General features: G+C 37.0%; 20 protein-coding genes and 1 pseudogene. 11 read left to right on the plus strand and 10 right to left on the minus strand.

The window, feature by feature from the left end:
* Positions 1 to 6: 6 nt before the first annotated feature.
* The 7 genes from IPK31_13250 to IPK31_13280 all read right to left on the minus strand — a co-directional run bounded on the left by IPK31_13250 (position 7) and on the right by IPK31_13280 (position 9,866).
* Positions 7 to 5,496, minus strand: coding sequence for a DEAD/DEAH box helicase family protein (locus tag IPK31_13250; protein MBK8088818.1), 5,490 nt, complete (start codon positions 5,494 to 5,496; stop codon positions 7 to 9).
* The gene (locus tag IPK31_13255; protein ID MBK8088819.1) at positions 5,465 to 5,950 is read right to left on the minus strand and encodes a hypothetical protein; all 486 of its coding nucleotides are present in this window, start codon (positions 5,948 to 5,950) and stop codon (positions 5,465 to 5,467) included. Before IPK31_13255 ends, IPK31_13250 begins: the two co-directional genes overlap by 32 nt.
* An 11-nt stretch (positions 5,951 to 5,961) precedes the next feature.
* Complete coding sequence (locus IPK31_13260) at positions 5,962 to 6,294, minus strand: DUF4134 domain-containing protein (protein MBK8088820.1); 333 nt, start codon at positions 6,292 to 6,294, stop codon at positions 5,962 to 5,964.
* Positions 6,295 to 6,404: 110 nt separating this feature from the next.
* Positions 6,405 to 6,869, minus strand: a complete 465-nt coding sequence (locus IPK31_13265) for a hypothetical protein (protein MBK8088821.1) — start codon at positions 6,867 to 6,869, stop codon at positions 6,405 to 6,407.
* A gap of 97 nt (positions 6,870 to 6,966) precedes the next feature.
* The gene (locus tag IPK31_13270) at positions 6,967 to 8,175 is read right to left on the minus strand and encodes a hypothetical protein (GenBank protein MBK8088822.1); all 1,209 of its coding nucleotides are present in this window, start codon (positions 8,173 to 8,175) and stop codon (positions 6,967 to 6,969) included.
* Between the two features lie 112 nt (positions 8,176 to 8,287).
* Positions 8,288 to 8,983, minus strand: a complete 696-nt coding sequence (locus IPK31_13275; GenBank protein ID MBK8088823.1) for a response regulator transcription factor — start codon at positions 8,981 to 8,983, stop codon at positions 8,288 to 8,290.
* 313 nt (positions 8,984 to 9,296) lie between these two features.
* Positions 9,297 to 9,866, minus strand: coding sequence for a GNAT family N-acetyltransferase (locus IPK31_13280; GenBank protein ID MBK8088824.1), 570 nt, complete (start codon positions 9,864 to 9,866; stop codon positions 9,297 to 9,299).
* Between the two features lie 468 nt (positions 9,867 to 10,334).
* Between IPK31_13280 and IPK31_13285 the strand changes: the two genes are divergently transcribed.
* The 3 genes from IPK31_13285 to IPK31_13295 all read left to right on the plus strand — a co-directional run bounded on the left by IPK31_13285 (position 10,335) and on the right by IPK31_13295 (position 12,882).
* A complete protein-coding gene (locus IPK31_13285; protein MBK8088825.1) occupies positions 10,335 to 10,838 on the plus strand; it encodes a gamma-glutamylcyclotransferase in 504 nt (167 codons plus the stop codon).
* Positions 10,839 to 11,380: 542 nt separating this feature from the next.
* The gene (locus IPK31_13290) at positions 11,381 to 11,782 is read left to right on the plus strand and encodes a single-stranded DNA-binding protein (protein MBK8088826.1); all 402 of its coding nucleotides are present in this window, start codon (positions 11,381 to 11,383) and stop codon (positions 11,780 to 11,782) included.
* Positions 11,783 to 11,847: 65 nt separating this feature from the next.
* Complete coding sequence (locus IPK31_13295; protein MBK8088827.1) at positions 11,848 to 12,882, plus strand: DUF945 domain-containing protein; 1,035 nt, start codon at positions 11,848 to 11,850, stop codon at positions 12,880 to 12,882.
* Positions 12,883 to 12,978: 96 nt separating this feature from the next.
* Here IPK31_13295 and IPK31_13300 read toward each other — a convergent pair whose 3' ends face one another.
* Positions 12,979 to 14,076 (minus strand): hypothetical protein, encoded by a 1,098-nt coding sequence (locus tag IPK31_13300; protein MBK8088828.1) that lies wholly within the window; start codon positions 14,074 to 14,076, stop codon positions 12,979 to 12,981.
* Positions 14,077 to 14,193: 117 nt separating this feature from the next.
* Between IPK31_13300 and IPK31_13305 the strand changes: the two are divergent.
* Both IPK31_13305 and IPK31_13310 read left to right on the plus strand, forming a co-directional pair.
* A pseudogene (locus IPK31_13305) lies at positions 14,194 to 14,666 on the plus strand (JAB domain-containing protein).
* A gap of 102 nt (positions 14,667 to 14,768) precedes the next feature.
* Positions 14,769 to 16,607, plus strand: a complete 1,839-nt coding sequence (locus tag IPK31_13310) for a DUF262 domain-containing protein (protein ID MBK8088829.1) — start codon at positions 14,769 to 14,771, stop codon at positions 16,605 to 16,607.
* 85 nt (positions 16,608 to 16,692) lie between these two features.
* Here the strand turns inward: IPK31_13310 and IPK31_13315 are convergent, their stop codons facing one another.
* Positions 16,693 to 16,962: a hypothetical protein gene (locus IPK31_13315; protein MBK8088830.1), complete on the minus strand. Its 270-nt coding sequence runs from the start codon at positions 16,960 to 16,962 to the stop codon at positions 16,693 to 16,695.
* A gap of 316 nt (positions 16,963 to 17,278) precedes the next feature.
* Here IPK31_13315 and IPK31_13320 point away from each other — a divergent pair, with 316 nt between their 5' ends.
* The 6 genes from IPK31_13320 to IPK31_13345 all read left to right on the plus strand — a co-directional run bounded on the left by IPK31_13320 (position 17,279) and on the right by IPK31_13345 (position 22,504).
* Positions 17,279 to 17,626, plus strand: coding sequence for a mobilization protein (locus IPK31_13320; GenBank protein ID MBK8088831.1), 348 nt, complete (start codon positions 17,279 to 17,281; stop codon positions 17,624 to 17,626).
* The gene (locus tag IPK31_13325) at positions 17,611 to 18,891 is read left to right on the plus strand and encodes a relaxase/mobilization nuclease domain-containing protein (GenBank protein MBK8088832.1); all 1,281 of its coding nucleotides are present in this window, start codon (positions 17,611 to 17,613) and stop codon (positions 18,889 to 18,891) included. The genes IPK31_13320 and IPK31_13325 overlap by 16 nt, the downstream gene beginning before the upstream one ends.
* Before the next feature lie 17 nt (positions 18,892 to 18,908).
* Entirely contained in the window at positions 18,909 to 20,876 is a 1,968-nt protein-coding gene (locus tag IPK31_13330; GenBank protein MBK8088833.1) for a YWFCY domain-containing protein, read from the plus strand.
* A gap of 77 nt (positions 20,877 to 20,953) precedes the next feature.
* The gene (locus IPK31_13335) at positions 20,954 to 21,532 is read left to right on the plus strand and encodes a protogloblin ApPgb (protein MBK8088834.1); all 579 of its coding nucleotides are present in this window, start codon (positions 20,954 to 20,956) and stop codon (positions 21,530 to 21,532) included.
* A gap of 110 nt (positions 21,533 to 21,642) precedes the next feature.
* Positions 21,643 to 21,906 (plus strand): DUF2024 family protein, encoded by a 264-nt coding sequence (locus IPK31_13340; GenBank protein MBK8088835.1) that lies wholly within the window; start codon positions 21,643 to 21,645, stop codon positions 21,904 to 21,906.
* Position 21,907: 1 nt separating this feature from the next.
* Positions 21,908 to 22,504 carry a winged helix-turn-helix transcriptional regulator gene (locus IPK31_13345; GenBank protein ID MBK8088836.1) on the plus strand — a complete coding sequence of 199 codons (597 nt, stop codon included), beginning with the start codon at positions 21,908 to 21,910 and terminating at the stop codon, positions 22,502 to 22,504.
* 266 nt (positions 22,505 to 22,770) lie between these two features.
* Here IPK31_13345 and IPK31_13350 read toward each other — a convergent pair whose 3' ends face one another.
* A complete protein-coding gene (locus IPK31_13350; GenBank protein MBK8088837.1) occupies positions 22,771 to 23,898 on the minus strand; it encodes an amidohydrolase family protein in 1,128 nt (375 codons plus the stop codon).

A 23,898-nucleotide genomic window follows, 5' to 3' on the forward strand; every position in this document is an offset into this window, starting at 1 on the left:
GCAAATTCAAACTCTCATTCCCTTAGATTTGCCTTCACCTATTTTCTTTTTTGGCAACAGCGATTTTTCCATCTTCACTATAGGAGCTACTTTCATATCTTCTTTAACAGCCAGCCCAGTATCAGCTGCCAGTTGGTTCTTTTGAATTTTAATTGTTATCTCCCTCTCCAAATTCGCTACTTCGTTTTTAAGGCCAGCTAACTCAGATTCCTTCTCAAATGGTTTCATCACCAACTGCTCAAGCATAGGAATATTTCGTCCGAGTTCCGCAATATTTTTTTCATACTTATCCTTTAGTGCATCTACCCGGTCAATACAATTTAGAAAATGCCGGGCCGCCAGTTTAGGGTTGTCAGTGTTTAGATGCCCTTGGTTCCAGGTGTATTTTATACCGGTGGCTTTGCTTTCAGCATAGAAAGTATTCTGATAGCGGTATTCAAACAGGCTGTTGTTTTCATAAGTTTCTTTCTGACGGCGTATCATGCAATCAAAGCCATATAGACTGCCAATTTTAATACTATCATCTTCACCAGGCTTAGGTTTCCAGTTAAGTGATAGTTGGATAAGATAAATGCCGATAGCTTCTGGTGTTGCGGCCGGACAATCTTTTATTTGCACAGGGTTTGCTTTTGTTCCATCTTTTTCAAATGTCAATACCTTTTTATATGCCGCTTCATCGGTTTTTAATTTATCTAAAGTTTGTATTGTCGTTTCTTTATCTCTTTGCATATTTTCCAACTGAAACCTTGACCTGATTACTTCTTTATGATGTGCATTGCGAAGGCTTTCTAAAATAGCTATCTTCTTTTCCATCTTTGATTTCTCCAACAATGTTGTATCACCGGAAAGGATAGCGATGTATTCTGAAAAGTTCATGCCGCTTTTTTCATCAATGCTGCCTTCATCAATCGTTCTTACATTGAGTTCACAATTCTTCATCTGGCTGATAAAGGTTTGTTTATTCTTCAGCAAGTTAAATTTGTAATTGTCTAATGATTGCTCAACTGCATAAATGAAATTCTGTACTTGATTATTATAGCTTTCTTTTGCCAGTTTATTGCCCTGCCTGGCACCACGGCCATTGCGTTGTTCCAGTTCTGATGGTTTCCAGGGGATATCCAAATGATGCATGGCCACCACTTTTGACTGTACATTCAAACCGGTACCTGCCTTTTCTGTGCTGCCCAGCAAAATCCTTATTTCCCCATTATTCATTTTTCGAAACAGTTCCGGTTTTTGCCGGTCTGTCCAGTCGTGAATGAAGGTGATTTTGTTAGAGGGAATATCAAAATCTGTAACCAGTTTCTCTTTTAACGCATCATAAATATTAAACTCATTAGGTTTCGGTGTACCAATATCACAGAACACAATTTGTGTTCCTCTCTTGTCTGCGCTGTCACTGTATATTTCATTTATCTTTCTTGCACATACATTTACTTTATGATTTGGATGGTCTTCATAAAGAGAAGAATTTATCAACCGCATATCTGCCGCCATTTTTTTGGCATAGTTGGTTGCAATGAGCATACGGCCTTTATCTTCTTCATCGGTTAGTGGCGGCCTGCCAATTAAAGAACCATCACCAGTTTTAGCGAACTGCATTAGTTTCTTGATAAATTCCTGCTGGTCGGGTGTAGGCGGAATATTGACTAACTGTTCAGCTAATTCAGGCTTATCTAAATTAATATGCTTAGCAGTTTTATAATCAGTAATCTCATTATAAAATAAAGCCAGTTCCGGCACTTTTATAAAATGCCGGAAACGTTCTTTCGCAATTATTTCATTGGTAACTGAAAACTCAAAGTCAACTGTTTTCTTGGCAAAGACCGCAGCCCAGCCATCAAAGTTTTCAATACGCTGCCGTTCCATTTCATTTGGCCGCAGGTATTTAAACAGCAGGTACATTTCTGTAAGGCTGTTGCTGATAGGTGTACCAGATAAAAACGTTACACATAAATCACTTTTGTATTTATCCTGCAACGTTCTCACTGCAAATAGCATATTGAGTGCTTTCTGGCTTCCCTGCTGGTTACCCAATCCGGCTACACGGTCATGCCTTGTGGTAAAAGTGAGGTTCTTAAATTTATGCGCTTCATCCACAAACAAATGGTCAATGCCTAACTCTTTAAAGTTTATACCGGCATCTTTCTTTTCATCAATGGCCTTTCTTAGCTCTTGCAGTTTTACTCCCAGGTTTGTTTTGCGTATCTCTAAACCTTTCAGCATACGCCGGGAGATTTCGCCGCCCATATCTTTCAGCGTATATAAATCTCTTTCTATGTTATCCAACTCTGCCTGGAATATCTGTTGTTGTATCTCCGGGCTTTGCGGAATTTTTCCAAACTGGTCATGCGTTAGAATAATACAATCCCAGTTATTGTTTTTAATTTCATGAAATAACCGCAACCGTTTAGCCGGAGTAAAATCATTTTCTCCCGGCACCAATATTCTTGCGTTGGGATAAGCTTTACGGTATGTTTCAGCAATTTGATTCACATTTGCCTTTAAAGCAAGTATCATTGGTTTATTAGCAATACCCAATCGCTTCATTTCATAAGAAGCCACCACCATAGTAAGCGTTTTACCCAATCCTACTTCATGGTCAATCAAAGCACCACGATTTTGCATGATACGCCAAACTGAATTCTTTTGTGAGCTGTATAAATCATCTATTCCCAATCTCCTTTTATCCAGACCTGGAAACTGCATATGGCTTCCATCATATTCTCTCAGCACATAGCAATTAAAAGTATCGTTGTAAAGATTTACCAGTTCAGTCTTTTCTGCTTCAGGTAGTTCTTTCAGCCATTCTACAAAACTATTTCTGATGGCTTCTACTTTTTGGTGTCCCAATTGAATAGCATCATTATCCGGCACCCGGATGGTTTTATCTCCCAAATCAACTTCATATGAAAAGAAGGGAGTTGTATTTTCCAAAGCATGTTCCAACAGTTTATCGCCAAACATCCGCCTGCCATCTTTTGGCTGCACAGAATATTCCTGGTCAATCTTTGCATTGCTGGATGATACCTTTACTTTAAATGTATCAACAGAAGCGAAATATGAAACTTCAGCATTCACTTCAAAAAGATGGGATGCGAAACGATTGTAGTACTCTAATGGAATCCACCGTTCTCCCAAATTAAAATCCAATAATTCAAAAGGTATTTTCTCAGGTTGTACTTTCTCCAAAGCTTGAAGGCTACGTAGTAATTGAGCATTGTCTGGATTTTTATCTGCAACCTCAGCAGCTATTCGCCATCTGCTAACCACATTGCCGCTCAATAGTTGGTCGGCAGTTTCCCAATTTAATGTTGCTGGATTTAGGTAGATATGATTGCCTAATGTCGTTATTGCTTCTTCTTCGGTAGAGTCGGTAGCGACGGCAATAAATTCGATATCAACCTTGCCTTTATCATTCAGGCTTTTTGCCAATGCTTCCAGTGTATTGGATGTATGAAAGGCTTCCTGCTTTTGCACCAATGATTGTGTAAGGATATCTGCTTTTACAAATTGTTCGCCTTCCTTTCTTTCTAACGATGCAAGTATGGTTAAACCAAATGCTTCATCCTTTAATATTCGTTGCTTATTAGTATTAGAATTTAGTAACCCATATCCCCTTGTTAATGCATCATAAGATTCATTCAATTCTTTTCTTAGTTCGGGGAAGTCAATCTTTTCAGTGAGTTCTTTATCTGCCAACAACAAATACCAGTCTCTTACCAGTGTATATTGCTGATAAAACGCTAAATCCTTTTTATCGTAAATGCTTGGGAGAAAAACAGGTTTATCTTTTTCACCAGTGAGAAATGAAACAAAGCCCACCCGGTTATTGTGTACAATTAAAGTAGCTTCTTTGTGATAAGGGTTGACATCTTTTAATATGTCATCTTCTTCAGTTCCTAAAGAAATATGAAAGACCGCTTCACCTTCATTATAAAATTCATGGCCGTACTGTTTTAATAAATTTGGAAGCCCTTTCAATTCGCTTTGAAAAGCAGCCGCATTCATCCAGTTAGCACCAAATTGTATTTCATTGAAGTTTGAGTAAAGCTTATATGCATATTGTTTGAAGGCAATAGATTTTGCGGTGACCATAACAATGCCTTCATGCTCTGGGTTATCCCTGGTTTTAATGATATTAAGGAGTCTTGCAGTCTTCTTATCCACCACAGTTGCATCCAGTGGATTTATATAAGCCATTGCCCTGTTAATATTAACCGCAGGAGCAACATCAAACAAACCCAATTGCACAGAGTTGTTATCGGGGATATTTTCGGGAACAGGTAAATAGGTAAGCTGTTTGCCTACTGGCTTTAATTGCACCGCTATTTCTTGTTCAAAAGCTTTTTGATTGAACCTCTTTCTTAAACCTTCTTCAATAGTGGCTGACAGTTTACTTTGAATACTATCTATATCTCCTTTTTGCCAGATAGTTTCCGTAGCTCTGCCGTATTGATTCTTTCCCGGCCTTATTTCGTTAGCCGATATTATTTCAGGATGCAGAATGATGTACCGGTTTACATGATATTCGCCAAATTCATTCTGCTGTTTAGTTGTCTCAATCAAATGTTGCTCATGGGTAGTAATATCTTTTTTACCGGATTGCTTTTGTACAATCAACAAATGTGAGGGTGCTTCTGTATTGCCCGTATCTTTCATCAGGTTGTCAGGCAACACCGAAAGACTTATAAAGTTTGAGTTATGAAAGAGATACTCTCTGGCTTCCTTATTAGATGGGCTATTCGTGAAGGCATCTGTAGTTATATAAGCCAGCAAGCCGCCTTCCTTTATTTTATCAAGCCCCTTTGCGAAAAAGTAATTATGAATTTTGCCCGAAATATTTTCATCAGTGTATTGTTCATCCAGCACTTTAAAATTTCCAAATGGGATATTGCTTACAATTAAATCGTTTTTGCCATTTTCGTCATTACTTGTGTTTTCAAATCCCGTCACCTGCACAGAAACAGGAACGGGTATCGAACTCCTGAGTGCAGTCAATACCCGTCCCGAAAGAATGTCTTTTTCAACAGCTGTAATGTTTTGTAAAGATGGAAAAGTGTTTACAGCCTCAGCAATAAAGACCCCGGCTCCGCTGCTGGGTTCATATAAACTCTTTGGTTCAATGCCCTGGCTCTTTAATTCTGCAAACAATACTTTGGGAATAATATCCGGTGTATAGAATGCAGTAAGGATGCTGTTACGTAATGAATCAATTGTTTCTTTATACTCCTTTTCAGTGAGATGCTGTTGCAGCAAATTGTGCAATTGAATAACGTCGTCATATAATGCCAGGTCAGCTTTAGATGCATTAAATTTAATCCATTCTCTTTTTGGTGCATTAGGGAATAAGATGGCTTTCAATCCCCCAAAACCTGAATATTGCCGCAAGGATTGCACCTGTTTATCAGAAAGCTTTTGCTGCTGATTGTATTCAAGTGCAATCCTGATTGCAGCAATATTATCATTCAGCTTTTGTTGGCTGTTGTAACCCATTGCTCACTTTTTCATTCTCACTGTTACTTTGCAGGTACTCGCTAATCATTCCGGTAATAGCATAATGTATAAACTGGTTATCCTCGTTTTCTTCAGAGAAGTTTAAATCAGTAAATACCGGCTCGCAATATCCAATCATATTGATGACTTCATGCTGAAGCAACCCAGAATTAAGAAGTGAGGTATAGTTGATTTCAAATTCCTGTTCCAGCAGATTAAGTATATAATTATAGCGGGAAGGCCGTAACTCTACTGTTGCTTCTAGTATGCATTTTTCAATTATAATATACTCAGGCTGCCTGTCGGTTTCCTTCTGTTCAAACAGGGTCTTAACACTATCTGCTTTTTCATACAACCAAACCCTTAGTTTATCCTCTGCTTCTAACTCAAAAAGCAAATCGGGGTTATTGTCCCGTATATATTCTAATAATTTACTTACAATGACTTCCTGCATAACAGAAAAATTTAAACGCCAAAGAATGACCGGATAACGGTTGCCACAATCACCAGGAACACACAACTCCCAAACCATGCAGCCGCTACTTTTCCTGTATCATGGTCGCCGCTGTTCCATTTTTGATAAACTTTCACTGCTCCTATCAGGCCAACAATTGCACCAACGGCATACATCAGGTTGGTACCGGCAGCAAAGTAGCTTCTCACTTTGGTATTGGCTTCATTAATACCTGCGTTGCCATCTTGTGCGGCGGCAACTATATTAAGAAGCATTGCTAGAGAAGTTGCTGCAATAGAAAGCAAAGACTTCTTTACTTGATTTTCTTTTCTTACACTTTTCATACTCGCCATTTATTTTTAATTAACGAAAAAAAAGAAAAATGCTTCGATGTGCTAACCCATCCCACATAATCATAACTGCCAAAGCAACAACGAAGCATTAGTTTTTCAAATCATTCCCATAGCGTTCTTAAATCGCTTAACGAGAGCACCCCGGGATATTTATTATTTACTTCCTTGAAAACAATTTGCACCAACTCATCCTTGCAACCTGCACCGTTTAGTACAGGGTATTTTGCTGCGATTACTACCAGGGAATGCAATAATTCTGGTTGGTGAGCATTGGGCCTCGCCTCCTGAATGTATGCCTGCACTTCGCCAACGAAAGACTGCATAACTGGAGATATATCTGTAGCTGCGGCAGATTTTGGCACATAGTCGTCGGGATTTTCTACAGACTTGAAATGCTGAGTAGCATCAGTAACAGGAATTAAAACCTTCTCATCCTCTACTTTCCTAATACCTATAAGGCTTAATATTTCCCAGCGATAATATTTAAACCCAATGAAACAATAATAAAAAAGCAAGACCACACATACGAAAGCGACATATTGGCTCCATGAAATTGTACTTAGCATAGCGATTAATTATTGAGTTATAGAATGTCTGCCGCAAATATCTATCCACGCTGAAATTATTCTGGGTAAGTACGGTAGGGCTACTGGAATGTCATATTCATAGCTTTCCTAAAAGCCCAATCCACTTCTGCATTATTTCTTTCATCATGTTTAATGTGGCTTTATCAGGAGCATGATACTTTGTTTCCAAACTACCAAATGAAATATCATCTTTTTGAAGAGTCGTGAATAATTTAGAAACTGTTTTAAGCATTGGCGCAACTGTACGATTGATTATAATTTTGTCAACCACCAATACTCTGACTAGCACTGCCAGCTTAGCAACAGACAAGGATGTTTGTATTTTTAACTCCCGGTCTATCAATAAGTCTTTATCTGCAATCTTTTTATTCTTTTGTTGTACTTGTTTTATTTCATCTGTTATCCAATCTTCAATTTGCTTTTTCAGGGATAGCTTTCTATGGTCGAAACAAGTTGTTGATTTTACTTTTAATTGAGAAACCAGATTGTGCTGATGTTGAAGAAGTGAAATGCAAGCTGAATCTGATTCAGTATTTTCTGCCTGTGCTTTTATCAAATCAATTTCATACTCAACAAAACATACCGAATTGAAATTGTTGTAATAAAGCATGTCTCTGATAACCTTTTCAGTGACGGAGGCGGACCCGGCTTCAATCTCCTGAATAAGGTTTTGCAGATAAACCAGTTGTCTGTAAGTAACACAATTCTCCTGTAAAATACAATGCTCTGTCACTGCCTGATGAAATACCTTTAGAAGGTTGCTGTTATTATGTTTTAACATCAGGTAATCAATCTTTATCTTTATGCACTCCGATATTTCCCTGAATCGAAACTTCGTAATCCTGCTGTCAAAATCATAATATTCATAAAAGAAATTTTGTATAAAAGCAAGGGTTGTTTCAATTGGCCTACAAACAATGCTGTGGTTTTCCATCTTACAAAAAATTTCATCGCTGATATTTCGCAATAATGCCTGAACTAATTTTGTATATTGCTCCTTATCAAAAACGAAAGAATTGACGATGAATTCTTCCATCAGCAGTGAGGGTATATATTCCACATCTGTTTGAAGGCTATTGAGTAAATCACTTTCCAATAACTCAGGAAAAAACTGGCCATTCCAGACCTTATTATCCATCCCATTGCTAAGTATAAAATACCATTTACCGAGTGCCTGTTGAACAGATAATTTCGGGCCCGAAAATGACTGTTCATTCTGAAGAAGCAGTGATTGGCTGATGCCAGAACCCTTTGCAATCCCGTTTGCCTTTACTACACTTTTCATAACACCATTTTGTGTAGTTATGTTGCAAACCGCAAACCAATAACATTACGTTAAGTAGCGTATTTTAATAAGTAATTCAGCGTATTTTAAGCTAAAAAGGCAGTGGATTCGGTTAATTTATTGGAACAACACCCAATTTGTTGAGCAATTCCAGCTTACTGGATACTTTTACCTTATCGAATATATTTTGCGCATGCTTAGTTACCGTTCTTTCAGCAATAAACAGGCCGTCAGCAATTTGTTTATACGAACTTCCCCGGCAAATCAATCTGGCTATTTCCCTTTCCCTTACTGTTAGTTGATATTGCTTACAGTTTTCAACTATTCGTTCTTCAGCACTGAGCCGCTCTATTTCACGGGTTCTTTTATCTACTTCTTCCTGTAGTTTTTCATTCCAACGGGATAGTTTTTCTTCAGATTCAATCAGCCGTTGATGTTCCGATTTTACCATCCTTATATGCTGCTTTAGTTGTAGTGCCAGCAGCAATAGAAAGCCTGTATTTGTAGTTGTTGCTTCAACAGCCTGTCCTAAATTATAATAATCAATTGCCGGAAGACTGACCCACGGTGTAAGGCTTATAAAAGACACAGCCATTTCTTCTTTAGCCCCTTTCGTTTCAAAGCTGTTTTTATACTTATGGCGTACAGCCTTTATCAATGTGATAATTACCCATAAAGCGTATGCGGTTGGAATGATTAGAAGATTTTTTGCGGATTCAAGATTTTCAGACGAAACAAATAAACTTACAAAGATGACATACGGAGCTATAAGAAAAATAAATACACCTTTATAAGCATGAAACTTCATCTTCTCTAAATGGAAGGCATGATAAACATAATAAGGGAAATAGCATGGCGTAATAAACCCGGTTGCATAAGCAATACTTGTTTGAAGATAAAAGGAACCGGGCAGGTTTTCATCAGGCAATAAACCGCCGGTTACGTTGTAAACTATAAGAAGCAAAATTAAAATTATATTGAGGTAAGCTGATTTGTCATCTGGCCGGGCCAGCCGGTAGATAAGCAGGTAAAAAAGAATTACAATTTCTATACAAACAAATAGAAAAGTAATTATGTGCATTTGGGTACCGGGTAACAGCATATCGGTTTACTTACATTTTCTAATTGCTTTTCATGCAAAAAAGCTTGTATCCAAAATCAAGTTCTTTATATATTGTAAAACCATGTTTCCGGTACCACGGCAAATTTCTTTCTGTTGAAGTTTCCAGGATTACAGGGCGACCTTCCGCTTTACTTTTCTCAAGTATCTGTTCCAGCAAAACCGTTCCTGCTCCTTTGTTTTGTTCCGATGGGTTTACACCAATAAACCACAGGTATGCAAAAGGATGAGAGGGATGAATTTTTTTAATAGTAGCCTCCCTGCGCATAGCTTTCTTTGCATTGAGTAACCCGGTGCAGCTTATTATCAATTTAATATCGGCAACTACTGATTTAATCGTAGTTTTTTTCTTATCGGGGAAAATAATGAGAGCACAGCCTTTATTGTCATCAGAAAGTAATACTTCACCGAACCAGAAACAGTGATCAAATGAATACTCCATTAGTTTCCTTATTCGGTTTTTCTTTTGGTTATCCTGCCTTATAATATAGTTTACGCTTTTGTTGTCAGCAAAAGACGCTGTCAGAATGGAAATGACAGTTTTCTTATCAGAATAGGAAGCCTTGGTCATGGTTAAATTAATCGCCTATAATACACCTATCAATTTTTATACCGATTAAAACCTAAATTTTCAACACCGTTACTATCTGGCTGATTTTGTTTTATTTACGCTTGATCTAAAAAGTTTTTAATTCAACAATCAGACACAGTTAAGTTTATAATACCGTTTCTTTAAATGGCAGATGGTTGTGTACCCTTCTTCTATCAAGGATTCCAACTGCAATCCCTGACTGGGAGCAATGAGTGATTGACTAAGTGTTTATACTGGCGGGTTAATAGAAAGACCCGGCTCAATCCTTCCACCGTTTATATAAATCGTTACTCCTTCGTCGTAACGAAACAGCGGAACCATTGCGCCGGATAAAGATATTGGGAATTGAGATTGGCATTACCAAGATTATTTGCATGTATTCCGCCAACCACAATTCCAGACAACCCATGAAGCTTTCTATCTTTAGGGTATTAATCAGGTAACAGCATGTTGATTTTTGCATACGGCTCAAATATGAATATAAACAGGCTCGCCCAACGGGTACCTTCAGCTACAAAGGTTACCAATGTATTTCTTCCAGGCTATAAATTAGTTTGTAATAAAGTAAGTAAGGATGGTTCTGTTAAAGCAAATATTTTAAACTCTGATATTCCGGGCGATATAGTTTGGGGAGTACTATTTAAAATTGATAGTAAAGAGAAATCCTTGCTTGATAAAGCTGAAGGATTAGGTAAAGGTTACAATGAAGATTGCCTGACCTTTTATGATGAGAGCAATTCGCAGTATGTTGCGCAGGTTTATATTGCTGATACTAATTCAATCAACAATAACTTGGTTCCTTATGATTGGTATAAAGAATTTATTGTAACAGGTGCAATTCAGAATCAATTACCTGCAGATTATATTTTGCTGCTTCAATCTATTATTTGTATTTCAGACCCCGATGAGGAAAGAAGGATAAAACAATATTCTATTTTGTCTGGTAAGTAATATTTTTGGGTTACCAACTTTTTATTCTCTGTTCATCTTCTGTTGCGACGCTCCGTTCATCGTTCTGTTCTTCAATCATCAAAGACCCGGCGCAATCCTTCCACCGTTTATATAAATCGTTACTCCTTCGTCATAACGAAACGGCGGAACCATTACGCCGGATAAGGAAATTGGGAATTGAGATTGCCTTACTGAAAGATTAAGTAAGTATATCCTGGCAAACACAAATCCAGAAACTGCAAAGCAGATTTTACAAAGAAGATATTAATAAACTACTCATTCAACTGACCCTGCCGCAAAATTATTGTCCTGCTCTGTGCGGAACAAGGTCTTCTTCCTACACTATAAAGAGCCGTCAATCGCCACGGGTTTTCAAAAAAATCTCCACCTGAAAATGCAATGCTATCCAACACGGGGTAGTATTTTATTTGAAAAACCTTGTTCCTCCGCCGCAGTCCTAATGGCTGGTCGCTAAGGGTAAATGAATGAAGCGAAGCTGACTTCATTTAATAATTATTTTTTAAACATTAAAATTTCATGTTATGGACATCATCGGAAGAGTAACAGCAGACGCAACCGTTAGCGAAACCAAAGCAGGGAAAAAAGTAGTGAACTTTTCCATTGCTATTAATGACACTTACAAAACAAAAGGCAATACCGAGGTTCAGAAAATTGTAACCTATGTAAACTGTTCGTACTGGATAAATCCGGGTGTAGCGGCATATTTAACCAAAGGCTCATTAGTTGAGTGCAATGGCCGTGTTGGTGCAAACGCCTGGACAAACAAAGAAGGCGAAGTAAAAGCCAGCCTTACTTTCCATGTAAACAGCATCAAATTGCATGGGCGTTCTACTGGTGGTAATGCAACACCTGCGCCAGTAGTACTAATGAACACAGCACCAGCGGCAGCCCTTTCAGCAGTCGCAGACGACCTGCCATTTTAGTTTTTATGGCATCCTGTCAAATGGCAGGATGCTTTTCATTTTTAATCATTTCTAAATTTACAATTATGGCACACAATATTAATTTCAATGAGCAAACACAGCAACACAGTTTTTTTAGTGTAAAAGAAAAAGCATGGCATGGATTGGGACAGATAGTAGAAGATTATCCAAACAGCAAAGAAGCATTGCAATTTGCAGGGCTTGATTTTGAAGTTTGCAAAAGACCAAACATTCATAGACTGGATAATGGCAACGAAATTATCTCTACCAATTCATTCTATACTTACCGGCCAGATACCAACGCCATATTAGGCGACCGGTTGGGTAAAGATTATGAAGTGGTACAAAATACGGATGCTTTCAGTTTTTTTGATGCTATTGTAGATGGTGATGGCATCCAATACGAAACCGCAGGCGCTTTGGGGAATGGCGAAAAGATTTTTATTACTGCTAAATTGCCGGGCTATATCAAAGTGGGTAACGATGATATGAGTGAAAAGTATCTATTCCTTACTACTTCACATGATGGGCTTGGCAGTATCATGGCGGCGTTTACACCTATTCGTATTGTTTGCAACAATACGCTTAATGCAGCTTTGAGAAACCATACAAATTCTATTAAAATCAGGCACACTGCCAATGCTAAGGACAGATTGGAAGAAGCCCATAAAGCAATGGGAATATCTAATCAGCTATCTATCCAGTTAGAAGGGATTTTTAACCAATGGGCAAAAGTCCGTATCACCGATAAGGAAGTACAGAAATTGATACAAATGGCAATGGTTCCCAATAAAGAAGTATTGCAGAACATTGAAAAAGGTGAAATGAATGAACTAAGCACCTGTTTTAAAAATATGTGTGATGATGTGTACGAATATAATTGCACCAGCCCTACACAACAAACAGAAGCAACAAAGGGAACTGTTTTTGGTGCATACAATTCTATTACCGGCTATTTTCAAAATGTAAGAAATTACAATGACGAGGAAGCCAAGATGAAATCCTTATTATACGGTGGAACTGCACAACTAAGAACACAAAAAGCCTTTCAGCTTTGTGAGAGTTTTGTAAAGTGTGAGTTTGCAGAAAATTGGAGCTAATCATTTTTAAGGGGCATTGAAAAATGCCCCTTAAACTTATAAAAAAGCTGCCCCGCAACATTGTGGCAGAGTTTACAAAATGGCGGGGCAGCTTGGTTATTTCGGAAATAATACTTTTAAGGAAGTGTATGGATAACTCTCTGCATCATGCCTGATTTTATTAATATATTTTTCAACATTGTTTATTTCTGATTGTAATTGTAAACTATACTCTTCAATGATGTTTCTATCAGGCTCTATCATTAAACCTTCACTGATTAAAATTGCATTCTTTAAGACTGATTGTTGATTAATTTTGAACGATATGTTTTCCGAAAGTGCATCCAATAAGTAAATTATCATATAACTCAATCTGACTGAAGGGTGCGGATGACATTTTTCCTGATAATATATTTCCGGATAGCTTTTGGCTCTTTGTATAAAATACATGTAAATACCGGCTAATGCAATTGCCGTAACATCTTCCAAAACTGTTTTGAATTCCCCTTTACTTTTATCGGCTATTTTAGTTGCAAATGGTTTTAAATGAAATGCGATTTGGTTTGCGGCAAACCAATCTGCATCATGCTCCCTGACATGCTGGCTAACAACGTCATCCCCTTCGCAATTTACTGCAGCAAATTCTTTGTAATCTGCTGAACCAATACTTCTTTGAATAAGATGCCCGACTTCATGATAGAGAAAATATAATGTTACATATTGAAACAAGAAATAGTCAGGTGAAATTTCATCAACTTCAATAGTGTTTTTATAGCTGCTTAGGGATTCCAAATTAAATGCCTCTTTTTTCTTCTCAAAAAATGCTTTTAAACCAAATATTGTTCCCTTATAGATTTCTACAAGCAAGTAACCATCTTTTGAGAATGCCAAGCCATTTACATCGATATTAGTATTGTAATAAAACCTTGCTTGATTGATATTAAAACCCAAATCACCACGGTCAAGATATTCCTGGCAGAACTGGTAAAATAATTCAAACTCCTTCTCTAAGGGTAATCCACGATAATCGTAAAAATCGCCTTCAAGGGCACTAATGCCTTTGCTTTTTAATTCTTCAAGTAATTCAAAATAATCTCTCATTTGGTTAAACACTTTTTGTAAAATAATGAACAATAATTTTAAAACATATTTCTCCATTAATTCTTCCACAAATTTAGCCTTTTGGCTGCTGAAGTGGCCATGAAATTCCGGCATAAAGAAAACTGCTCCGCTATTAATTAGATACTATTTATTCCGTTGCTTCATGGCCTTTATTGCCAAAAGGCAGGGCATGTTCTGTAATTAATTTTTAAACAATTAAAAAGTTATGTTATGGAACAGATGAAAATGCAATTTCCGGAGTGGACAAGAGTAGCAGAAGTAGAATTGGTTTATAAAACAACAATAAAGCCTTCTGAAAGACCAAAGATTGGCAGTGTACAGGATTGCTACAAACTGCTGAAAGAATTATGGAATGAAAATACAATTGAAATGCAGGAAGAATTTAAAGTGCTATTGCTGAACAGAGCCAACAAAGTGATTGGTGTTTATGAAGCATCTGCCGGTGGACTTACAGGAACTGTAGCAGACCCAAGATTGATATTAGCTGCTGCAATTAAATCTTTGGCAGTAAGTATAGTGCTGGCTCACAATCATCCCAGGGGAAATTTAAAACCAAGCCGTGCCGATGAAGAATTAACACAGAAAATAAAAGCAGCTGCCGCTTACCATGATATTAGAGTGATTGACCATATCATCATAACCAGCGAAGGGTATTCAGTTTTGCTGATGAAGGGGTGCTGTAGCCCTTTTTATCCTTCAAGCTTTATGATATGCAAAATGAATGCGATAAACTATATTTACACCAATAACAAAAGAAATATATTTATTCCCTAAACCACCTACTAATGGATGTACAACCGCAAAATCAGAATATAGATAAGCTCTTTTCAAATACTACATTTTATATCGATTTTTACCAAAGACAATATAAATGGAATGATGAACCTGTAAAACGTTTACTTGACGACATTTTTTACAAATTCAATGAAGAATATAAAAAGTATCGAGAGCTGAGTTTGCCACTTGACCAGACCGTAAGTAAGTATAGTTGGTATTATCTGAATACTTATGTTACTAACAATGTGGATGGCAAACTATATATTGTGGATGGTCAACAAAGACTAACTACTCTTACACTTTTACTTATTAAACTAAGGCATATTGCCAAAGATTTAAACTCCAAATTAGAAGGATGGATTAGTAGTAAGATAGTTGGATTATCTGGTTACAAGACTGACTTTTGGATGAATCACGAAGCACACAAAACAGCAATGCAATCACTTTATGATGGAATATCAAATGAAAACATTGATACGTCAACGGGTCTAACTGCACAAAACATGGTAAGTAATTACGAACTAATATCTTCAAGACTTGACCATGAGTTAACAGATTTACACAGGTTTGAGAGTTTTGTCTTTTATTATATGCACCGCTTAGTATTGATAAATCTTAACGTTGAGCAAACAGATGTTCCAATGGTTTTTGAGGTAATTAATGACCGGGGAGTAAAGCTTAAACCTTATGAAATCATTAAAGGGAAATTATTAGGTCAAATTTCAAAAGAAGAATTAGATGGATTGGCTTTAAATGAGCTTTGGGAGCATCAGGTTGGTTCAATAAACTCCTTTAAAGAAGATGAAATTGACCAATTTTTCACTTATTACCTTAAAGCAAAATTAGCTGATACAATTGGCGAGGGCAGAAAATATGACAGAGATTATCATCGGGTTATTTTCTCTGAGAATAAACTAAAATTAGACCATAACCCCACGCAGGTAAAACATTTTCTGCTCAACGATTTCAAGTATTACACCAACCTTTACGCAAAAATTTATGCTTATTATAAAGATGCTGATTCAAACACAGGTTTTGAAAGCGTCTATTATAATAGTTTGACAGAGATGGATAATCAATTTCTTCTTATTCTTTCTGCCTGTTCAATTAATGACCCACAAGAGGATGATAAAATAACAGCAGTAGCATATGAATTAGACAGATTATTTTGCCTTTTACAAATACAAAGAAGCTACGGAAGCAATGCCTTAGCAGTAGCTATTTATAAAATCAGCATAGAAATCAGAAACAAAGATGTATCTCTAATCAGAGGAGCTTTCGATAAAACTTTAATGGAATTATTAACAGAGGCAAGAGGTGTAGAAGCCACCGCACCTCTGTCATATGGTTTTTTTAAAGAAACAGGTATTGAGTTAGATAAAAGATTTAAGAGGTATTTCTTTGCAAGGATTGAAAAATTTATTGCAGATAATACCAAAATGAACGTAAAGCATTCGCTTTACGATTTAGTTCAAAATACAGGGTCAGTAAATGGCTTTCATATTGAACATATTCTTGCAGATAATGAAGAAAATTTAAGCTTATTTAGTGGCGATGAAGATAAATTTAAAAGCGAAAGAAACCGACTTGGCGGATTACTATTATTAAAAGGTAAGGACAATATTTCCAGCAATAATGAAACTTATAAAAAGAAATTAAAAACTTACGCTAATACCCTCTACTGGAACGAAACTCTCCGTGAAGATACTTATACAAAAAAATTGGATTTCTCAAATATGATGACCACTTATAAATTGAACTTTAAACCGGTTTCAGATTTCGGACAATCAGAATTGGAAGAACGGCACAAATTATTATTTGATATGGCTTCTTTTATCTGGAAATAGGTTTAACTAAACATCAATTATTTTCTACTCAGTAATTCTGATTTTATCTGATGAGTATAGCCGGTACTTGCAATTTGAAAACATTTTAATCTTTATCAATTCCAAATTTCAAAGCCAGTAAAACGGATGTATTTACCCCTTTATTCATATCAGGTATATCATACCAGTTACCCTCATTAGTCTTGTATAATTTATACGTTTCGCCGTTTGAATCAGTAATAAAATATTCGTCTAAAATAGCTACAGTAGCACCTAAAATATTTGTTATTTCTACCTGCTTTATCGTGTAAGAAAACCGGCTGCAACCTTGCAAAACAATCTTCTTAATTTCTTCAGTCTTTATATCCGTTTCCATGCAGGAAAAATAATCATTCTATTGCAAATGAAATTTTATGTGTTACCTGACTAAATATTAGCCATGTAAACATCAATACTGGTACAGATTTTACGCCTGTTTTGTTATGCGTTTGCGAGAAGAAATAAAATTCTCAACGGATAAATTTTACAAGGGCTTAATGTGCCCGGTCTTGCACATGGCAAGATGTACAAACGTTATACGTTTGGGGCATCTTGCCCTTCACTCCGAAGTCGTTTCGGGGTATTGAAACAGAAAACTTAAAACCATGAAGAAGTTAGAAAGTGAAGTGAGGAGCAAAATGGTGGTAGTAAGAATGAATGAAACTGAATTTGAACAGGCAGAAAAATTCAGAAAAAAGACTACCGAAAGATACCTGAGTACTTATGTTAGAAAACTGAGTTTACAAAAGCCTATTACGGTAAAGTACAGAAACGAAAGTGCCGATGATTTTTTGTTGGATATGCTGAACCTGAAAAAAGAACTGAATGCCATCGGCAACAATTTTAACCAGGCAGTACACAAACTGCATATACTGGATAAGATACCGGAGTTCAGGGTTTGGGTACAACAGTATGATGGGTTACAAAAAGTGCTAATCAGCAAAGTAGAAGAAATAAAATTACGGATGAATCAACTCTATGAACAATGGTTGCAAAAATAACCACACCTAAAAGTATTGAAGCTGCACTCAATTACAACGAAAATAAAGTGCAAAAAGGTACCGCCGTTTGCCTTCATGCAGCCAACTATCTTAAAGATGCTAAGGATATGAATTTTTATCAAAAGTTGAATGGCTTTGCAAGACTGAATAGTTTGAATGAAAGGGCAACAACCCAAACCCTGCATGTATCTCTCAATTTTGACCCATCCGAAAAGCTATCTGAAACCAGGTTACTTGAAATTGCTTCTGCATACATGGAGAAAATTGGTTTTGGTGAACAACCTTTTTTGGTTTACAAGCATGAAGATGCAGGTCATCCGCACATTCATATCGTCAGCACCACCATTAGGGAAAATGGCACCAGAATAAACACTCACAACATTGGGAGGAATCAATCTGAAAAAGCAAGAAAAGAAATTGAGCAATTGTTTGGATTAGTGAGAGCAGAAAAGCAAGGCCAATTAAGAAACCCCGGCATTAAACCAGCAGATGCAACAAAAGCAGTGTATGGAAAAGATGAAACCAAGAGAGCAATCTCTAATATTGTGGGTGCAGTTTTTAGTCAATACAAGTTTGCCTCATTACCGGAGTTTAATGCAGCCCTCAAACAGTTCAATGTCGTAGCCGACAGAGGTAAAGAAGAAGGCAGGATTTATAAGAACCGTGGATTGGTATATCGCATACTTGATGCAGATGGAAATAAAGTGGGTGTTCCTATCAAAGCAAGTTCCATCGGCTGCAAACCAATCTTAGCAAACCTGGAAAAGAAATTTGAAAATAACGAACCGTTAAAAGAACCGCTAAAACAAAGAACAAAAACAGCGTTGGATAATTGCCTGGCAGCTTCTCCAAAATCAATGAAAGATTTGGTGAAAGCTTTGGAACAGCAACAGGTTTATACAGTGCTTCGGCAAAATGCAGATGGCAGGTTGTATGGAATTACGTTTGTTGACAACCAAACCAAAGCTGTTTTTAATGGAAGTGATTTAGGGAAAGGTTACAGTGCTGCAGCTTTGCAAAGCAGGTTGGCAACAGTAAATGAAAACACTCTTAATCACGAAGATTCAAATAAGGGAAGTTCATCCGGCTCTTTGCAAAAAGATAATCAGCATCAAAAGCAACAAGAAAAAGTAATTCTACCGCCAGCAAAAACAGAAGGTATTTTGGATGTGCTTCTTTCCACTAAAGAGCAATACGATAACGTACCCGGAAGCCTGATGAAAAAGAAACGGAAGAAAAAGAAACGCAACAACAATAATTTTTAACCGATAAATATTTTACTATGTCTGTTACAGGAGAGAACGAACAGGGGTTGCGGAAGATAATAGACCTCACAAGATTTGCCAGCATCTTTATTTTGCTGTTGCACTTTTATTATTTCTGCTATGTTGCTTTTGAGCAATGGGAAATAAAATCAACTATTACCGACCGGCTGATGAAGAATATTTCTCAAACAGGATTATTCAGCGGTTTGCTGACATCAAAGTTTTTAGCATTAGGCTTATTGACAATTTCTTTGTTTGGTTCACAAGGAAAAAAAGATGAAAAGATAAACTGGAGAAGTATCACGGCATATTTGCTGATTGGATTGTTACTATATTTTGGAAGTTATCTGCTATTCCAATTGCAAAAAGAAATTCAAACGGTCGCCATCATTTACATGACCGTCACTGGAATTGGTTTTCTATTGATACTGGCTGGTGGTAATTTACTCAGCCGTTTAATCCGTTACAATTTGGGTGACGATGTTTTCAATTCACTAAATGAAACCTTTCCGCAGGAAGAACGGTTAATCAGTAACGAATATTCTATCAACCTGCCTGCCCGATACAACCTGAAAGGTCGTGTAAGAAAAAGCTGGATAAATATCATCAATCCATTTCGTGGCTTGCTTGTTATTGGCAGTCCTGGTGCTGGTAAAAGTTGGTTTGTAATTCAGCATGTCATCAAGCAGCATATTGAAAAAGGCTTTGCCATGTTTGTGTATGATTTTAAGTATGATGATTTGAGCCGCATTGTTTACAACTGGCTACAGAAAAATAAACACAACTATTCAGTTAAGCCATCATTCTATGTAATCAACTTTGATAACCTTTCTGTATCGCACCGATGCAATCCCCTTGACCCAAACAGCATGAATGATATTACTGATGCTACTGAAAGTGCAAGGACTATTCTGTTAGGATTGAACAGAGAATGGATAAACAAGCAGGGAGATTTCTTTGTAGAGTCACCCATCAATTTTGTTACGGCTGTTATCTGGTTCCTGCGAAAATATGCTGATGGAAAATATTGCACCCTGCCGCATGTAATAGAATTAATGCAGGCAGAGTATGATGAATTGTTTCCAGTGTTGAACACACAGCCTGAAATTGAAGTGTTGGTAAACCCATTCATCACCGCTTATCAAAACGATGCAATGGAGCAATTGGAAGGACAGGTGGCTTCAGCAAAAATTGGTATGGCAAGGTTGGCGGCTCCGCAGCTCTATTGGGTATTGTCCGGCAACGATTTTACATTGGACATTAACAATCCAAAACATCCAAAGATTGTTTGTGTGGGTAATAACCCTGAGAAGCAACAAATTTATGGAGCAGTGTTATCGCTTTATGTTTCAAGGTTGGTAAGGCAGGTAAACAAAAAAGGAATGCAGAAATGCAGTTTAGTTTTTGATGAATTTCCTACCATTTATTTCAATAATATTGATAGCCTGATTGCAACCGCAAGAAGTAATAAAGTTGCCACTACATTAGCCATGCAGGATTTTAGCCAGCTTAAAAAGGATTATGGCCGGGAGCAAGCTGATGTGATTGTAAATATTACCGGCAACATCATCAGTGGCCAGGTGATGGGTGAAACCAGTAAGTTGCTGAGTGAACGTTTTGGAAAAATTATGCAGGATAGACAAAGTGTTTCCATCAACCGAACCGATACTTCTATCAGCCACAGTAAACAATTGGATGCAGCCATACCCGCCAGCAAAATCGCAGCTCTTTCTTCCGGTGAGTTCGTGGGCATGGTTGCTGATGATCCTCTGGAAAAAATAAAACTCAAAATGTTTCATTCAGAAATTATTAACAACCATGAAAAACTGAATGCAGAAGTAAGCAACTACAAGGACATACCTGTTGTTAGCAATGTTACCCAGCAGCAGGTGCTGGATAATTATTACCAGGTGAAGATGGATATTAAAAGGTTGATTGGGGAGGAAGTAGGAAGGTTGAAGGAGGAAAAAACTGAAACAGGGTAATAGGTGGGGGAAGTTAAAATTTGTTTAGTTAGGAATCCTTACTATATTTGAACTTTCATTCACATAAACTTTATACAATGTCAGAAGAAATTAAAGGTTATGCCTACGGGCAAGTTGGGCAATCACCGGTAAGTATTGCCGATTTAGAACTACTAAAAAAAACTGTTTTGTTTACTGCGGAAGATGAAAAGAACCTGCGGTTGGCCGGAGAGGTGCTAAAAGACCAGACCAATGATGTGCTTGACTTATGGTATGGCTTTGTTGGCGGTAATGAACATCTGGTTCACTATTTTACTAAGAATAATCAGCCAAATATGGATTACCTGGCTGCCGTGAGGGCAAGGTTCGGCCAGTGGATTATGGACTTGTGCAACCGGCCTTATGACCAGGATTGGCTGAATTATCAGCATGAAGTTGCACTGCGTCACCACAGTACTAAAAAGAATAAAACAGATGGAGTGGATACTGTGCCCATTATTCACTACCGCTATATGGTGGCGTTTATCTTTCCTATTACAGCTACTATTAAAAGTTTCTTAACAAAAAAAGGTCATGGCGAAGAAGTTGTTGAAGCTATGTATGCGGCATGGTTTAAAGCTATAACTCTTACTGTAATTCTATGGACTTATCCATACATCAATAAAGATGAGTTCTAACATAAAATCATACTTTAAAAGAATCGGAATAGCCGGATTTATTTTCTTCCTGCTTAAAGGAGTCATCTGGCTATTCATCTTTTTATTTCTAAAATCTAAAATTTAATAGAATGAAAGTTTCTGTTTGGGATACTTATATAACAAAAAATGATGGCAGCATAATGCACTTTGACATTATTGCCCCCGATACTCTAAAAGAAGAAGCAATAATTCATACCTTTGGTAAGGATTACTTACAATCTAAAGAACAGACCGGTCAACAATTGACAGCCAAAGAGTGCCGTTTTTGTCATATAGAAGCGGCCACAGTAGAACTGGAAAAAATGATTACAGAAAAAGGGTATTATATAGTAGAAATGGAAAATTGCAAATAGCATGTCGGTATTTAACCTAAAGTATCAAAACGCCAGTCTTGATAATAAGATAGTTGCTGGTCTGGAAAGATTATCGCAGGTATTCAGGGTTTTACTTTGGAAAAAGGCTAAACAACATGGATTAAGCCCGATACAAATACAGTTACTCATTTTTATTCAGCACCACGCTTCCGATAAATCCACTGTCAGTTACCTGGCAAAAGAATTTAATGTAACCAAACCTACCATTAGTGATGCAATAAAAGTGTTGGAGCAAAAAAAGGTAATTAAAAAAATAGCTGATAAAAGAGATACCAGGAGCTACACTATTCAGTTGACACCCCAAGGGAAAAATATTGTTTTAGATACAGAACATTTTGTGAACCCCTTTACAGAAATTATTTCAGGCATATCTCAGACGGAAAAATTAGGGTTATGGGAAAACATAACAACTCTCATAAATAAACTTCATCAGTCAGGAGCTATTACTGTGCAACGTACCTGCCATTATTGCAAGCATTTCTCTAAAAAAAATAGTACCCCTTACTGTAAGTTGTTAGAGCAAAAACTGCAGGTTCAGGATATACGGATTGATTGTGTGGAGTTTGAGGTAGCCTAACAAGCTCTTTCTTATAACAGTTTCATCAACTACTGCAAACAATTTGAGCGCAACATACCAAATTGCGGATATTTCTTCAAGTGAATTTTGGGGTACTTTTGCTGATACCCAGATGGAAACATAAAACTCAAAATGTTTAGTCAGAGATTATTAATAGCCATGAAAAGCTAATGAGGAAGTTAGTCAATACTGTAATATTGCCGTTGTATCTAATTGTTTACATTTCGTAATGCAAATTCAATTATATGTGAAATTTCCAGGTATTATCAATCTTTACTGAAATACCACTTTTCAGCATTTTTATGATAAAGTTTATCAATTACATTCTTTGGCAATTTTAAGCCTCTGAATTTTTCTGTAACAAACGGCGATTGGAGGCTATCATCTGAAGTAAAATATAGCCAGTCATTTAACCAGAGATTATGTGCCTTTTTCTTCACACTATCGGGATTATCAGATTGGACAATGAACAGATCAGTTCCATACATAATCCTATCCTGGTATTTAATAAAGAAGTCATGTACTTTCTGCCAGTTTTTTATTGACTGATATTGCAGTTGCCCTATTCGTTCGGCTGGTTCTACTGTCATATTTGGAAATTGATCAAGACACTTGGCAATTTTTTCCACATCCCATTCTAAACTTGCAAGGTGCGCCCCCATGAACTTTAGATTTGGATGCCTTTCCAGCATACGATCCCGAGCCTGGATTTGATCATCATAAGAAGGGTATTCAGGGTGAATAAACATGTGATATTCCGGGTGATTTTTAAAATAATTCCTGTCATTGATAGTGGTCATTTGATCTAATGGAAGCCAACAATTTTTAGGCTCGCCGAGATGACCTAGAACCGGCATCTCATTTTGTTCTAAGTAGTTTAATATAGGGTCAAAAATAGGGTTGTCAATCATAATGAAATTGCTATCCCTGTCCCTGAGGGTCATTCCGATGTTTTTCCATACTTTAATTCCAACAGCGCCATTATCAAAAGATTTTTTTAAATAACTAAGTTGCTGTTCCTGCCAGCCTGGTTGGTTGATAGTCGTAGTCTCAAAAGTTGTGAGATAAAAAATTGTGGCAGGGAATTTTTTTTGCAGATGGATGGCAAAAAATTGTTGACTATCTATCGGCGTTTCACCCGGCACTTCAACGTTTACACTGATTAATACAACATTATCTTCTTTAGCCTGGACTATACAAGAAGAGTCTGTTGTATAGATATGGGCATGGCAATCAATCTTTTTTACTTTTGAGAAATCTTCAGTTGAATAAAAACTGCTGGAATCTTTGTTTGAATTATTACAGGATGTCAAAATTAACAACAGGAGGAAAGTCGAAAAATGGAGAAGTGATATTAAACTGTTTACTTCGGGGCTTTTTTGCGAATTGTTCAT

It is taken from the genome of Chitinophagaceae bacterium (assembly GCA_016713085.1).
Lineage (GTDB): Bacteria > Bacteroidota > Bacteroidia > Chitinophagales > Chitinophagaceae > Lacibacter.

Excerpts from the sequence above, each read along its gene's own strand:
- IPK31_13340 (MBK8088835.1), top strand. The coding sequence starts at position 21,643 with ATGAAAGTTTCTGTTTGGGATACTTATATAACAAAAAATGATGGCAGC.
- IPK31_13350 (MBK8088837.1), bottom strand. The coding sequence starts at position 23,898 with ATGAACAATTCGCAAAAAAGCCCCGAAGTAAACAGTTTAATATCACTT.
- IPK31_13295 (MBK8088827.1), top strand. The coding sequence starts at position 11,848 with ATGGCACACAATATTAATTTCAATGAGCAAACACAGCAACACAGTTTT.
- IPK31_13260 (MBK8088820.1), bottom strand. The coding sequence starts at position 6,294 with ATGAAAAGTGTAAGAAAAGAAAATCAAGTAAAGAAGTCTTTGCTTTCT.
- IPK31_13325 (MBK8088832.1), top strand. The coding sequence starts at position 17,611 with ATGGTTGCAAAAATAACCACACCTAAAAGTATTGAAGCTGCACTCAAT.
- IPK31_13275 (MBK8088823.1), bottom strand. The coding sequence starts at position 8,983 with ATGAAGTTTCATGCTTATAAAGGTGTATTTATTTTTCTTATAGCTCCG.
- IPK31_13335 (MBK8088834.1), top strand. The coding sequence starts at position 20,954 with ATGTCAGAAGAAATTAAAGGTTATGCCTACGGGCAAGTTGGGCAATCA.
- IPK31_13290 (MBK8088826.1), top strand. The coding sequence starts at position 11,381 with ATGGACATCATCGGAAGAGTAACAGCAGACGCAACCGTTAGCGAAACC.
- IPK31_13300 (MBK8088828.1), bottom strand. The coding sequence starts at position 14,076 with ATGCCGGAATTTCATGGCCACTTCAGCAGCCAAAAGGCTAAATTTGTG.
- IPK31_13285 (MBK8088825.1), top strand. The coding sequence starts at position 10,335 with ATGTTGATTTTTGCATACGGCTCAAATATGAATATAAACAGGCTCGCC.
- IPK31_13270 (MBK8088822.1), bottom strand. The coding sequence starts at position 8,175 with ATGAAAAGTGTAGTAAAGGCAAACGGGATTGCAAAGGGTTCTGGCATC.
- IPK31_13265 (MBK8088821.1), bottom strand. The coding sequence starts at position 6,869 with ATGCTAAGTACAATTTCATGGAGCCAATATGTCGCTTTCGTATGTGTG.
- IPK31_13250 (MBK8088818.1), bottom strand. The coding sequence starts at position 5,496 with ATGGGTTACAACAGCCAACAAAAGCTGAATGATAATATTGCTGCAATC.
- IPK31_13255 (MBK8088819.1), bottom strand. The coding sequence starts at position 5,950 with ATGCAGGAAGTCATTGTAAGTAAATTATTAGAATATATACGGGACAAT.
- IPK31_13310 (MBK8088829.1), top strand. The coding sequence starts at position 14,769 with ATGGATGTACAACCGCAAAATCAGAATATAGATAAGCTCTTTTCAAAT.
- IPK31_13330 (MBK8088833.1), top strand. The coding sequence starts at position 18,909 with ATGTCTGTTACAGGAGAGAACGAACAGGGGTTGCGGAAGATAATAGAC.
- IPK31_13280 (MBK8088824.1), bottom strand. The coding sequence starts at position 9,866 with ATGACCAAGGCTTCCTATTCTGATAAGAAAACTGTCATTTCCATTCTG.
- IPK31_13315 (MBK8088830.1), bottom strand. The coding sequence starts at position 16,962 with ATGGAAACGGATATAAAGACTGAAGAAATTAAGAAGATTGTTTTGCAA.
- IPK31_13345 (MBK8088836.1), top strand. The coding sequence starts at position 21,908 with ATGTCGGTATTTAACCTAAAGTATCAAAACGCCAGTCTTGATAATAAG.
- IPK31_13320 (MBK8088831.1), top strand. The coding sequence starts at position 17,279 with ATGAATGAAACTGAATTTGAACAGGCAGAAAAATTCAGAAAAAAGACT.